At 59.8% G+C, this 13390-nt stretch carries 16 protein-coding genes; 1 reads left to right on the top strand and 15 read right to left on the bottom strand.

Annotated features, from left to right (window positions below; genetic code table 11):
- The first annotated feature begins 64 nt into the window (after positions 1–64).
- Entirely contained in the window at positions 65–505 is a 441-nt protein-coding gene (locus tag RQ479_RS11720) for a YybH family protein (RefSeq protein WP_376705186.1), read from the top strand.
- 126 nt (positions 506–631) lie between these two features.
- Here the strand turns inward: RQ479_RS11720 and RQ479_RS11715 are convergent, their stop codons facing one another.
- The 15 genes from RQ479_RS11715 to RQ479_RS11645 form a co-directional block, all read right to left on the bottom strand.
- Entirely contained in the window at positions 632–835 is a 204-nt protein-coding gene (locus RQ479_RS11715; protein WP_376705185.1) for a hypothetical protein, read from the bottom strand.
- 614 nt (positions 836–1449) lie between these two features.
- A complete protein-coding gene (locus RQ479_RS11710) occupies positions 1450–1917 on the bottom strand; it encodes a hypothetical protein (RefSeq protein ID WP_376705184.1) in 468 nt (155 codons plus the stop codon).
- Between the two features lie 9 nt (positions 1918–1926).
- On the bottom strand, positions 1927–2298 hold the full coding sequence (locus RQ479_RS11705) for a LacI family DNA-binding transcriptional regulator (protein WP_376705910.1): 372 nt from the start codon (positions 2296–2298) through the stop codon (positions 1927–1929).
- A gap of 295 nt (positions 2299–2593) precedes the next feature.
- Entirely contained in the window at positions 2594–3049 is a 456-nt protein-coding gene (locus RQ479_RS11700; protein ID WP_376705183.1) for a type II toxin-antitoxin system VapC family toxin, read from the bottom strand.
- A gap of 22 nt (positions 3050–3071) precedes the next feature.
- On the bottom strand, positions 3072–3272 hold the full coding sequence (locus RQ479_RS11695; RefSeq protein ID WP_376705182.1) for a type II toxin-antitoxin system Phd/YefM family antitoxin: 201 nt from the start codon (positions 3270–3272) through the stop codon (positions 3072–3074).
- Between the two features lie 237 nt (positions 3273–3509).
- Positions 3510–4580 (bottom strand): GDP-mannose 4,6-dehydratase, encoded by a 1071-nt coding sequence (gmd, locus tag RQ479_RS11690; RefSeq protein ID WP_376705181.1) that lies wholly within the window; start codon positions 4578–4580, stop codon positions 3510–3512.
- Between the two features lie 256 nt (positions 4581–4836).
- The gene (locus RQ479_RS11685) at positions 4837–4965 is read right to left on the bottom strand and encodes a hypothetical protein (protein WP_376705180.1); all 129 of its coding nucleotides are present in this window, start codon (positions 4963–4965) and stop codon (positions 4837–4839) included.
- 88 nt (positions 4966–5053) lie between these two features.
- Positions 5054–5626 carry an FkbM family methyltransferase gene (locus RQ479_RS11680; protein WP_376705179.1) on the bottom strand — a complete coding sequence of 191 codons (573 nt, stop codon included), beginning with the start codon at positions 5624–5626 and terminating at the stop codon, positions 5054–5056.
- 760 nt (positions 5627–6386) lie between these two features.
- Entirely contained in the window at positions 6387–7175 is a 789-nt protein-coding gene (locus RQ479_RS11675) for a hypothetical protein (protein ID WP_376705178.1), read from the bottom strand.
- A 45-nt stretch (positions 7176–7220) separates the two neighbouring features.
- Positions 7221–8558, bottom strand: a complete 1338-nt coding sequence (locus RQ479_RS11670) for an NAD(P)H-dependent oxidoreductase (RefSeq protein WP_376705177.1) — start codon at positions 8556–8558, stop codon at positions 7221–7223.
- Positions 8559–8603: 45 nt separating this feature from the next.
- On the bottom strand, positions 8604–9137 hold the full coding sequence (gene rfbC / locus RQ479_RS11665) for a dTDP-4-dehydrorhamnose 3,5-epimerase (protein WP_376705176.1): 534 nt from the start codon (positions 9135–9137) through the stop codon (positions 8604–8606).
- A gap of 106 nt (positions 9138–9243) precedes the next feature.
- Positions 9244–10401, bottom strand: a complete 1158-nt coding sequence (locus tag RQ479_RS11660) for a GHMP kinase (RefSeq protein WP_376705175.1) — start codon at positions 10399–10401, stop codon at positions 9244–9246.
- Positions 10358–11356, bottom strand: coding sequence for an NAD-dependent epimerase/dehydratase family protein (locus tag RQ479_RS11655; RefSeq protein WP_376705174.1), 999 nt, complete (start codon positions 11354–11356; stop codon positions 10358–10360). Before RQ479_RS11655 ends, RQ479_RS11660 begins: the two co-directional genes overlap by 44 nt.
- Positions 11357–11405: 49 nt before the next feature.
- Complete coding sequence (locus RQ479_RS11650) at positions 11406–12674, bottom strand: HAD-IIIA family hydrolase (protein WP_376705173.1); 1269 nt, start codon at positions 12672–12674, stop codon at positions 11406–11408.
- Positions 12671–13324, bottom strand: coding sequence for an SIS domain-containing protein (locus RQ479_RS11645; protein ID WP_376705172.1), 654 nt, complete (start codon positions 13322–13324; stop codon positions 12671–12673). The genes RQ479_RS11650 and RQ479_RS11645 overlap by 4 nt, the downstream gene beginning before the upstream one ends.
- Positions 13325–13390 lie beyond the last annotated feature (66 nt).

Below are 13390 nucleotides of genomic sequence, written 5' to 3'. Positions count from 1 at the left end.
CCGGGCCCCTCAGGTTGGGCGCTATTTAATCGACTGTTATTTCGAATAGCAAAGGGAGGACGAGATGAGACTGGTTCAGTCATTTGCATTTGCCGCTGTGCTGCTTTTTTCGTCTGCCTTGTCTGTGGCGGCCCAGTCGGCTCGCCAGGATATCGAAGCGGCGCTGACGAAATTCACGGACGCTTATAACAGCGGAAACACGAAGGCGGTGGGTCAAATGTATACCGACGATGCCGCCCTGCTGCCACCCGACGGCAAACGTGTCGATGGCCGCAAGGGCGTGGAAGAATTCTGGCAGGGCGCAATCAAGGCCGGGATGAAAAATCTCACCCTGAAGGCGCTGGAAGTGGAAGGGAGCGGGAATCTCGCCTACGAAGTTGGCGCATTTACGCTCGGCGTGCCGAGCAAAGGCGGCGCCCTCTCCACCATGGCGGGCAAGTACATCGTCGTCTGGAAAAAGGCGACGACGGGACGTGGCGCCTGCATCGGGACATCTGGAATTTAGGTGCGGCCCAATAGGAGTCGCGCCCGGCAGCGTTCAAGCCGTTTCCTGTAACGGCAGAGCATCGCGCGCAAAACTTCGCCGCTGCAAGGAGCGTACTTGATGAGTCACCAAGAGGAGGTGCTGCCGCTAACCGCGCGGTTTGGCCTTCGGTTCTGGCGAGCTTTCCGACGGGTTTGCAGCCAATTTCGCAGATCGCCGATCTTTTACCCACAGAGACTTTTTTCTTGCCAGTAAATCGTCGCGATCGCCTTCAGCGGTAGCTCGGCTATGCATCGCAGCAATGGCATAGTCGGCCCTATTCGTTCGATAGTCTTCCTTCTGCACCGTCATCGTTTGCTCCCAATTTCCTGCCCCTCTTTTGCCAGGACCAACCGGGCAATTAACTGCCGGTGCATCACGCGAGTCAATCGATTAAAGATGCACTCCGCAGTCGCGCCTACATGTCGTTGTGCTTGCGCGGGAAGGCTGGAGTCGCGGGGCCGGTTAGGCTGGAGATTCACAAGCTCCCAAGGAATTGCTATCTAAAAATCCAAGCGTTCGAGGCGGCTATTTCGCCGTAAGGAAGACCGCTAAAATTAATAGCGCCAGCCCTGCTTGAATTCATCGACAAACCATCGCTCCACGTCATCGCGCAATGGAGTGCTACTCCGGATTTCAGGTGGCCAGGAGACTTCTGCTCAAGCCAGGAAAAGCTGTTCCGCTTCATCCTTGGTCATGAGGGATGATGACACGCGATCCCACGAACCCAAGTACCTTGCCAGACGGCTTCTAATTATCGGCAACGACGGTCGCTCGGACGGCGACCTCTCGACGCCGGCTCGCCTCTCCCGCCGCGGGCAATATCGCCGTCGAGGCCTTCCAGGGGCGAGAGCCAGTTGATCGGGTTCGGGGCCCTCTCTCGCTTTCACCCTGCAGATGCCATATTTCTACAGCTTGATCTGGCTTTAGCAGCCTTCCGCCCTTAGGGATCGCACCATTCGCACCACGACGGGATCGTACGGGATTTTTTCGGATCTGCTGTAGTTCATTGTAAAGAGCGCCGCACGGTCATTGCAGATCGCAATGACGCGTGCATAGCGGATTTGCCCGTCCCTGAGGCCGGAATAACTGGCCCAAGTCGGCTTAACGCGCCGATAGGTCACTTTCCAGCCCGCCTTTTCGTCCTCGACCATTCGATGCTCTATCTCGGCGCGGAAACCGGCCTTTCCGAGCCTTGCGCCCCAAACAGCAAGAAAGGCCCCGTTTTTGCCCTGAAAAGCTGCCCCCTGGTCGGAACGCTGTGTCAGAACAAAGCCAGGGGGCACATCGAATACAAAGCCAAACTGCTTGACGCCGAAGGGCTGCCACTCTTGCGCATAAAGAAGCGTGGTGGAAAACAAGAACGAGACGAAGCTAAGCAGCAAACGGCTCATGGTGTTTAATTAGGGTCGCGTAATATACCGTCCATACCTTGCCGGATCCTGGTCGCAAATTTTTTGCCAACGCGATCTAGCATCGGCAAGCTGTCGCAGTCGTAGACGCCGGCGGCGTTCACTCTTCCCAAAGTCTTTCGCCGATATGGGGCAGTTAAGCCGACGAGAGGCAATTGTCCGCTGCGCAGCGCCTGCGCGACGCGTTTCGGCTGCCTCGACCGCGCGAAGCGCGGTCTCGTCGCTGACGTAACCATAACTGTTGAGCGCCCGCGCAGCCGTCGCCCGCGATACGTTTGCCGCGGCGGCCACCTCTTTTAGAGTGATCCCTTCTGCGTCAAGGCTATCGGTCCTCCGGCGACCTGGGCGGCATGCCAGGAGCATTTTGGGCCCCAGCATTGCAGCCACCCTTGTCCCGCATATCGGCGGGTTGTGGAACTGCCAAGGCCGCTTGTGCCCGTTTCTTTCCGCAAATAGGATCCTAACCGTCTTTCGGGCCGACCGGCGGTCAGGCGCCTCTGGGCACAAAATGCCTTCCTAGCCAAATGGCGCAGGCTCCCAGGTCGTTGTCGGTCAAAGTTCGGCGAGAAAATCTCGGCGGTCCAAGGGCAGCACGGAATCGAGAGCCGCGAAGGCTTCGGCACGTCGAACAACATAGGCAGGTGGTCGAGCGAAGAGGTCAGTTGCCATTCGCGAGCGGCCCGAGAATTCGGACTCCCTGGTGTGGCGCGGCAAGTGCGAGCTTGCGATCGAGGGTGGCCAGCGGCAACTCGGTTTCGATTGCCACCGCAAGATAGGCGGCGTCATAGGCGCTGAGCCCGCGCGAAGCCGCTAGCGTCAGCACCGCGCCGTCCGATCCGCTGCCGGCGTCCTCCAGCGGCAATCGGCGCAGCCGTGCCATGGTGGTGGCAGCTTCGCCCGGCGCGATGCGGCCATGCCACTCGGCTATCAGTACGACGTCACGCGCCTCGTGCCAGAACAGGGAAGGTACAGGCGCCGTTGTCCCCGGCAATCGTCGCATCAGGGCTGCCGCCGCCTCGCCGTCTTCATCAGGAAGAATCCAGGCAGCCGCCAGGGAAAGGTCGACAACGAAAGGAATCAGACGATGATCGCCATCAAGCGCGGCGTCCTTCATCGCGCCAGGCCCGAATTTCGTCCTACGTCACGGGCTTGGCACGGCCGCGGGCGGCGCTGATCTCTTCGATGACGGCCTCGACATCGTTGCGCCGTTGAATCCGCGACAGTTTAGCGATGGGATCGTTGCCGCGTGAAATAATCACCTCTTCGCCGGCTTCGACCCTTGAAAGCAGTTCCGAGAGATACGTCTTGGCCTCGCCAACTTTCACCGTGATGGCCATTTTCCTGTCCTTGTCCGCGTCGGGGCCATCGTGGCGAGCCGTGTGGCCTTGGTCAAGGCTTGGTCAAGTCACTGGGCCAGGACACTGCCGACCCCTCGGTTCGCCTCGCCATAACGAGTGGATCGCGCCTCAACCCAAAGGGCATCACAAAGCAAAATTGCCCCTCAGTCGCCGCGCCACACCCGAGCCGACATGCCGCGTCGAGCCGATAAGGTAGTCCATGACCGGCGGCCCGTTCTAGACGCTACTGTCCCTGTGCCAGCTCTCTCGCTCCAGACGTTTCAGATCGGCGGCCACCATTTCCGCCACGAGATCGCTGAACGTCGTCTTTGGCGACCAGCCGAGCTTTGAGCGGGCCTTCGCCGGATTTCCCATCAGGAGATCGACCTCCGTCGGACGGAAATGGCGTGGGTCGACTCGGACGAGGATCTCTCCTGTCTTGCCATCTCGGCCGATCTCGTTCACTCCCTTACCTTCCCAGACGATGAGGCGGCCGATTGCCCGAAAGGCACGCTCTACGAACTCTCGAACCGAGTGGGTTTCACCTGTGGCGAGGACGAAGTCGTCTGGCTCGGCGTGCTGAAGAATCCGCCACATGCCCTCCACATAGTCGCGAGCATGCCCCCAGTCGCGTTTCGCATCGAGATTTCCAAGATAGAGGGCGGACTGGAAGCCTCGCTCGATACCGGCAACCGCACGTGTGATCTTGCGGGTCACAAATGTCTCGCCGCGCGTGGGGCCTTCATGATTAAACAGTATGCCATTGGAAGCGAACATTCCGTACGCTTCACGGTAGTTGATCGTGATCCAATAGGCATAGAGTTTGGCCGCCGCATAGGGAGAGCGCGGGTAGAACGGCGTCTTCTCCGTCTGGGGCACCTCCTGGACTTTGCCGAACAACTCGGAGGTTGACGCTTGATAAAAGCGCACCCGCTCTCCCATCTTCAGGATGCGGATGGCTTCAAGCAGCCTGAGTGTGCCAAGGGCATCGGCGTTGCCGGTATATTCAGGCGTCTCGAAGCTTACCTGGACATGGCTTTGGGCCGCCAGATTGTAGATTTCGGTGGGGCGAGTCTCCTGAATGATGCGGATGAGATTGGTCGCATCGGTCAGGTCGGCGTAGTGGAGAAAAAAGCGTGCGTCTGGTTCGTGCGGATCGACGTAGATGTCGTCGATGCGTTCGGTATTGAAGGAGGAGGATCTGCGTTTCAGTCCGTGGACAGTATAGCCGTTCTCCAGCAGCAGTCTGGCAAGGTAGGCACCGTCCTGACCGGTCACACCAGTTATGAGCGCAATGCGATCTGTCATCGGGTCCCATCCAATCGTTTGAGGGCTGTGGTGGCGCCGTCGACCGACGATCTGCCCCCACACTCCTCTAATGAAGGGCGAAAGCGCCTTGTTCGACCAGAGTGTCATTGTGGGAGGCACGCCAGCAAAAGGAGGTAATCCCCACCGCTCAATGCCCGTCACAGCTACTTCCCGTGCGTCCCCTTTCTGCTTGGCTGGCCTCTTCAGCCTATGCTCCTATGGCATGGACGTAGCCGCCCTGCCGCGAACCGTCAGTTCACAAGCGCTTGCGCCACTGCTTCTCCGCGAGCTGCTTGCCGGCCATGCTGCCGTCGGCAATGTGGGTCGGCTGACCAGTCCGGCGCGGGCGATGCCTGCTGAGAAACGGTTCGTGTCCGGCCTGCATCTCGGGTCACCTGGCAAGCGTGGCGTCAGGTTGTTGCCGACGATCCCCCCCACCGACGGCGGCTTGTCGAAAGTTCTCGAAAGGCTTGTTATCGCGTCAGCAAAAATGACAATTCGTGGCCCGCAGGAGAAACATGGAACAGGGTGTAACCCTGGCCCTTTATCGCTTCCGCTGTTCGGTAGGTTTGCTCCACCGGAGTGCGGTGCCACCAGTGGTGAAACTCGACGAGAATCTGTCTCGGTAAGACATCAGATTCAAGCACCTCTGGAAGGACGTCGTGCTCTGCCCCCTCGACGTCGAGTTTCAGCACATCTACAGTTGCCAGTCCGAGCATATCCAGGATAGTAGAGTAACGCCTCACGTTGCAGACAATGCTCTTGCCTGTAACCATCTTCGTGGAAAAATTGCTGCGTGTATCATCTTCGGACACAGAAAACGTCTGCTCCCCGTCGAAATTAGATATTCCCAAGGGGTAGATCCGCACAGTGGGGGGTAATTCCTGAGCGGCAATCCAGTCAAGACTGGCCGGAGTCGGATCAAACCCAAAGACCTTTGCACCGAATACTTTGCTGATTTCCTGATCAAATGAAATGTCGTCCCCTAAGCCAAATGAAAGAACAATAGGGGCGGGAGCACCTAGAAGAGGCTCGACCGCAACCACCCAACCTCCATATACGGAGCCGAGTTTTTGTGTAGGAACGGAGCATTCGGGCCGGAGAAGATGATCGAATCCTAAGGCCGCTCTTACAACGCGCTTACAATACCGGAGCCAATCTGGATTGTACATCAATAGTACCTTTGGCTTATTTATAGTAGCTGTTCCGCTTGACTGCGCCGTCCTCACCGTGTCCAAAATGGACCAGAGCGCCAGATGGGCTCAGGCTGGCCTAACGCGGAGCGGCTATCGCCCTGTGAATTTTACATCAATTCCCTCCCGCGACCAGAGTGCCATTGTGGCAGGCGCTCCAGCAAAAGGAGGTAATCCCTCGCTCGGCGTTCGTAACAGATGCCGCGGGAGCGTCGCCTTGGGCTGGGCCGACGTCTTCGCCCTACTGCATAGGAAGTAGCCGCCCCGCTGCGAGCGCCGGCTCACGAGTCCCTACGCCGATGCCCTCGTCCGTGGGCTTGCGGAGCTGAACGCAGGAAGGGCGGGCAGTTCGAATCGGCCTTGGCGGTTGCAACGAAATTGAGCCTGGGTTCGCCGAGCGGAGAGATCGGGCTTGTTGAACAGCGCGGCGCGCGCACCTCAAAATGGCGGCCGGATGCTTATGTTTGATCCCTTGCATTGAGGTAATTCGCCGCTGTTGCGAACACCCTTCAGCATGATTGTTGTTGTTTGGCCAAGATGACGCTTCCAGCCCGGAGATGCACGCACGATAAATTCGAGGTCGTCGTGTCGCTGGCCGGCTTCACACCAGTTCCTAATGGAGAAGCCCTTTGGCAAGTTCGCGCAAGTCCTGGAACGCAACAACAACGTATGAGGCCAGAAAGCTGCACAGATAGAAGCTTGGTGGGGCGCCGCGCTCCCACCGGAGAACCAGGGCGCCGAGTTCAAGGCTCGGTCGCGTTTGTGCTAGCCATGCCAAGGTCGCGGCCAAGGCGAGGCTACCCAGAGCGTTGGTCGGGTAATGCAGCCCCAAGTAGACTCGCGCAAGCTCTACTACCAAGGTGCAGGCCAGGGCGAGGAGTCCGAGTTCGAAGTGAACGAGAAGAATGGCGATCCCTAGACCCGCGAACAGAACCGCTCGCTCGCTGGGGAACCCGGGGGTGCCGGCGAACGGCGCTGAGCGCAGAACGGCAGCGTCGCCCAGAACATCCGGGATATGAAGCCCAAGTGCGGAGTCAAAAATCGGCTTTGGCGTCGGCGGCAGAGTGCCCTGCAGGAAATGCGCTACGAGCGCCGCGAGGACAGCTGCGCAGACGCCGCTCACCAGCCTTGCCCTCGATTCCGGCCCGTCATGGGCGAACCAGCAATACCAAAGCAAGGACACAGCTATAGCGCCCTCGGTTGTTGGATAGACGGCACCGAAAGCGAGCCGGCTGGCGAAGGGCTGATTGCTCGCTACGGTGTTGACGGCCTTTGCGAGGGGCCTGTCGATCCAATCCGGGTTAAGGGCCAGGAAAGTCGTACCCACAAAGAGGAGGCAAAGCGCGGCAGCATGCGTCAGGCAATGTAAATCGGATAACGTTCGCGCCATCGGTTCGGCCATCTCAACTCTCGGGTTCGGTCGGCGGAACAACTGGAGTCCTGCTAACTAAGCGGTCGCAGAAACCTCGCGACGCAGGGAGGCTACAGAGCGGCCGAAGAAGGCAAGATCCTGCTCCCGGCGCAGCGCGTCGCAAAGCCGCCCGACCGGAAGCTCGATGTCGTCATAGCCGAGCACCTCGTCCCGCTTCACGTCGCGCAGCAGCCGGCAGCCCTCGGCGAGCCCGATCGGCACAAGCCGCTCGGCGTGCACCGTCCGCGCGTTCTCGCAGAGCCCGTAGGTCATGTAATGTCCAAGGCCATCGAGGATCTCTCCGGCACTAAGATCCCGCTTGGCGGCGGCCACCACATCAACGGTCGGCGCGCCCAGGGGCGCAATCGCAGCATCGCGGAATATTGCGGCTCTCGCGACCGTGGAGGGCACCTCGAAATGACACAGATGATAAGGCCAATAGAAACAGTAGAGCGGTCCGGGGCCCATCTTGTAGAGTGAGAGATAGTGCTTCTCTACGGCATCCTCTGTGGTGCCAAGAACGAAGATACCGGGGTTGGGCATGGCGCCGACACAATAATCAACTATCCCCGGCCCCTCGAGGAGCTGATTGAGCGGATACCAGCCGACCGCCCCCTGGATCGGGCTACCAGGCTCGACCACAGGCCCGTACATGCCGCGCTTCGCCACCCGCATGCCTGTGGCGTTGGCTACGATGGCGTTCTCGAACGAGATCTTCGTGCCGTCCGCGAACGAGGTGACCATCGGGGCCTTCATTCCCCACTTCTTGGCAAAACCGTCCTGGGTCGTCGGATTTCGGTAGGGATCGTGCAGGCCCTTGATGTTCCCGCAAAGCACCGGACGTATGCCCAGGCCCCTGACCCAACGGTAGAGGTTCATGATTACACCGGGCTGATCCCCCTCCACATTGGTGAGGACCACTCCTGCCCGGTCGGCATACACTTTCAGGATCGGTCCGATCGTGCCGTCGAGCTCGGCATTCATCAGGGCGACATGCTTGCCGTGCCGGATCGCGCGCATTGTGACGTGGGCAGCGAACTCGATCGCGCCTGTCGCCTCGACGATGACGTCGATGCCGTCGGCCTCGCAAATGTGCATCGGGTCCGCCGTGATCGCACGGCGACCGCGCGCCACAAGATCCTCAAGCGCTTTGGTGCTGGTCGCCTCCGTCACATCGTCTTCGCCTGCAGCGGCATAGGCATCTCGCGCCTTTTCCACGTGCCTGTTGGAAATCGCCGCGAGCTCCATGCCTGGGACATATCGCAGCATCTGAAGCGCGATGCCTTGGGCCATGAAGCCGGCCCCCACCATACCCACGCGAATTGGCCGCCCCTGAGCCTGGAGCCTCTCCAACTCCCTGTCGACAATGAACATTTACGTCTCCCCTTTGCTATCCCAAAAGGTCGGGGCGGCGAAAGCTTAGCGGTCATAGTCCGGCCAGCTTCGGTCCTTTTCAGAAATCTGCGCCGGCGCATCCACCGGCCACTTCACGGCGAAGGCAGGATCGTTCCAGCGAACACCGCGCTCGGCTGCCGGTGTGTAGAATTCGGAGACGAGATATGTCGCCTCGGAGTGGTCCTCCATGGTGAGAAAGGCGTTCGCGCAGCCCTTCGGTATGACCAGCATCCGTTGGTTCGCCGCTGAAAGTTCCACCGTGAGGTGCTCCTTATAAGTGGGCGATTGGGGCCGCAGGTCGATCAGCGCGTCGTACAGGCTGCCCCGGATGCAGCGAAGCATCTTGTCCTCGCCATGGGGAGCCAGCTGGTAATGGAAGCCGCGCAGTGTGTGCTTGTGCCTGTTGTATGAAATATTCATCTGCACGACACGATCCGGAAGCCCCTGCTCAGCAAACTCCCGCGAACACCAGCCGCGTGCGAAAAAGCCCCGCTCGTCTTCGAATTTCTGCAGTTCCACCAGGGTGGCGCCGGGAATATCGGTCTTTATGAAAAGCATCGTAGATCCATTAGGCAAATGAATGTCACGTCGGGGTCGCATCTCCGACGATCTCTCCTGAGGGTTGCTCGCGCCGAGGGTTCGCCTGTGCGTTTGCGGGACGGCATCAGACTTGCGCCGGATGCAAGAGGCGCGAGCCGTGGACTTCATAGCCGATAGGCACGTAGGCTAGGTGTGAGAGTGCGCGTCGTACACTTTCCCGGCGTTCCGGCTTGACCGCGAACATAAGGAATCCGCCGCCGCCGGCTCCACACAGCTTGCCGCCTTCCGCACCTGCGTCCCTGGCGAGGTCGTAGTGACCATTGATCTCCGCGTTGCTCACGCGGGACGCCAAGCTCCGCTTCATCTCCCACCCTGCGTGAAGCACGGCACCGAAGCGTTCTATGTCGATGACAGGCTCCGAAAAGATCTCCTGAAGCATGAAGGCATCGTCCCGCATCCGCCTGAGCGTATCGAGATTGCTTGACGTTTTCGCCTTCTGCTCTGCCAGCACGGAACTGGCCGGTCGCTGATGCGATGTCCAGAACATCATCAGGTTGCTGAAGAGATGTTCGACGGCGCCATTGCGCACCCGCTGTGGCTCGACCGTTACCGCGCCGCCCGGCTGGAAGCGGAACAGGTTCATGCCCCCGAACGCGGCGGCATACTGGTCCTGCTTGCCAATCGGTTCCTTGAGGATGTCCATCTCGATGTGACATGCCTCTTCGGCCAGTTGGCCAGGGGTGACACGTTCTCCCCGGAATGCATGCAGGGCGTTGAGCAGTCCCACCGTGAACGAGCTCGACCCCCCCATGCCCGTCGAGGCCGGCATGTCTCCGACCGTCGAGATGTAAATTGGCGGTTCGATCTCCAGGAAACGCAGGCATTCGCGAGCGATGTTGTTCTTGATCTCCCCTATGGTGTTTACCTGCTCCGTCTGTGAATAGTTCAAGCGGATGGGTTCATTAAAGATCACGCTGTGACGCTTGACGGTGACATAGATGTACTTGTCCACTGCCGCGCTGAAGACCGCGCCGCAATCGAGATTGTAGAAATCGGGCAGATCGGTACCGCCGCCAGCAAAACTGACGCGCAAAGGGGTGCGCGTCAGGACGAGAGACGGTAAACGCTGTGCAGCGCGATCGATGATGGTCGGAAGGTCCAGTCCTGAGCGGCGCTCCACGATTTTGGTCCCGTCTAGCTGTTCCATATTTTGCCCTCGAAAATCGACGGAATGAAAATTAGGCAACACGCGGCTGTGCCGTTCGCCAGCGCAGCTGATCATCGAGCATCCCCGCCTTGAGCAAATGATCGAGCCAGCGCAGCCGCGTGAAGCGCTTGTCGGTAAAGTCTTCAAATGTAAGCGCGATCGAGCGGAACGCCTCGTAAAGCTCCTGCGCTCGCATTCGCGCCGTCCACTGAAACTCGAAATCCGGGAAAGTCCGTGAGAACTTGCTGAAGTCCGCCTTGTAGGTCCTTTGATCCGCGCCCGGCTTCGGGGTCATTGTGAGCTGCGCGCCGGGGACGGCCTCAACGGCGATCTCCGCTATCTCGCGCACCTGGAGATTGAGGCTTTCAACACCCATGTTGAACGCCTCATTGTGGATGTCCTGTAGCGGCGCCTCGAGCATCAATTTGAAATAGCGCGCGACATCCTGGACATGAACCACGGGCCGCCATGGCGTGCCATCGCTATGGACTTCGACACGTCCAGTGGTGAAGGCGCTGCCCATGAAATTGTTCAGCACGGTGTCGAAGCGCATTCTCGGCGAGAGACCATAGACGGTGCCGTTGCGGCAATAGACGGGCGAGAACCGGTCGTCCGCCAGCGCGCGCAGCGCTTCTTCGGCAACAGCCTTCGATCTTGCGTATTCTGTTTGCGGCGCCAGCGGGGCGGTTTCGTCGACGACGGCGGCTTCCGACATGCCATACATGATGCAAGAGGAGGAAAATAGGAACCGCCGGACGCCGGCCGCCTTGGCCATCGTGGCCAGACGAACTGTCCCGTCCGCATTGATCTGCCTCGTCCAATCCGCGTTGAGATTTCCGATCGGGTCGTTCGAGAGTGCCGCCAGATGGATCACCGCGTCAAAGCCCTGCAGATCCGGGGGTTCGATGGCGCGCAGATCCTTTGTGATCTCGGGCACACTGGTATTGTCCGTTCCCAGGGTGCACGCACGAAAATATCCCATGTCCAGCCCGACCACCTCATAGCCCGCCGCCTGCAACACGGGCACCATGACAGAACCGAGATATCCATTGTGTCCGGTGACGAGAACGCGTGTTGGTTCATTCATGTCTGCCCTGCTCCGCTTTCGAAAGGAGTTGACGGGTGAGATCCAGAAGCGAGCATTGCTCGCTTACTTGCGCATATAGGCAGTCCGCGGCTTCGGCCGCTTGACGGTCACGATCGTCATCGCCGACAAAGAATGTGCGTGTGAGGTCGAGATCAAAGTCGCGCTGCGCCTGATACAGCATGCCGGGTTTCGGCTTGCGGCAGTCGCAGCCGTCGTCCCAGCCGTGTGGGCAATGGTAGATCTCCGCGATCTTGCCGCCGACGGCTTCGGACTCCGCGCACATGCGCTGGTGAAGCGCCTCGAGGTCAGCGGCTGTCATCGCTCCGCGCGCTATCCCTGCCTGGTTGGAGATGATGACTATGCGGTAGCCGGCCTCGTTCAGAAGGGCCAACGCCTGCTTTGCACCCGGAACCCACTCCCACTGGTCCCATGAACACACATATTGAGCCCGTGGCGGTCTGCAGTTGAGTACGCCGTCCCTATCTACGAGCATGGTTTTTTCGCGGCTCATAAAGCGCTCCGTCGCGGGTAGGCGCTCGATCGAGCCCACGCTGTAATAGCGGTGCTCGCTCACGAAGCCGGCGAGGCGATGCTGCGTCGCGAGCGGGGTGTAGATGGCCTCCTCGAAGAGGGTGTCCTCGTCGGGCAGGAGTTCGAGGGCGAGATCGGTCAGTATGGCATAGCTGATCTCGACTCCCTGCAGCCCGGGCGTGGTGCGGAGCCGGTCGAAGACGGTCACATTGTCGTTCGCATCAAGGATCACGCTGCCGCGTGAATAGCCGTCCTTGTTGCTGTAGACCGTGATCATTCCAGGCTTGCCGGCCGCACAGAAGCGTTGCCACAGCCGCTCCATGCGCATCGGCCAGTAATTGTCGCAATACAGCAGCAGGAAGCACGGATCTATGAGGTGACGGGCATTGGATACCCGGCTGCTGGTGAGGTCGTCGGGACGGGTGACGGCATATTCGATACTGAGCCCGAACCTGCTGCCGTCGCCGAAATGGTCCATCACCACATGGGGCAAATACCCGAGTAGAAGAAGAACCCTTTCGAACCCCTCCTGCCGCAGCTGTTCGATCTGGTATTCCAAAAAAGGGCGGCCGAGCACCGGCACCATTGGTTTCGGGCGATCGAGCGTGATCGGCCGCATGCGCGTGCCACGCCCGCCGGCCAGGATGACCGCCTGCCGCGGCCGGCTATAGGCGCGCCCTTCGACATCTGCCTTTTGCAGGCAGGGAGAGCTCGGCAGGGCAATATTCATTGACCGCGCTCCGGTCGGTCGGCGATGAGGTATCGCGTGATGGCATGACAGATCGCGGCGTGGACGTCCTCGACGAGTTCGTAGGTGCCTTTTTCAGACCGCACCCATATTGGCTGATCGACGAGCTCTTTAAGCGTGCCGCCGTCAAAACCGACAATGCCGATGGTGGCTACCTTCCTTTCGCGAGCGAGTTCGACTGCCCGCACGAGATTAAGCGAGTTCCCGCTGGCTGAAATCACTATGAGCACGTCACCCGGCTTGGCGAAGTTCTCCATCTGGCCGGCAAAGATACGCTCGTAGCCTTCGTCATTGCCGAGCGCCGTCATCCAGGAGACGTTGTCTGTCAGGCCTATGACCCGGATTGGCTGCCTTCCCGAGCGTTTCGTGGCCTTACCGAGGTCGTTGACCCAGTGGGAGGCGGTCGCTGCGCTGCCGCCGTTGCCGGCGACGAAGACTGTGCCGCCCGCATCGCGTACGGCGCGCAGCATCTGAATCGCCTCCTGCACGGCATCCGTATCGATCTGCGCCAATGCGATGCACAGCGATGCCAGATAATTCTGCGTGTATTCTTTAGGCTGCAACCAGAGGGCATCTTCCGCGAACATTTGCGACACCCCGTTACTCCCTAGATCGATCGCGAGCTCAGTCATGCCACCCTCGATTGCTTGCAATGGTGAGCCATCATCACAGCGTGCGAGCACTTCGAGTTCAATTGC

Source organism: Mesorhizobium sp. ISC25, from assembly GCF_042295465.1.
GTDB lineage: Bacteria > Pseudomonadota > Alphaproteobacteria > Rhizobiales > Rhizobiaceae > Mesorhizobium.
Note: the sequence above shows the minus strand (reverse complement) of the source record. Positions and strands in the feature narration are given on the sequence as shown.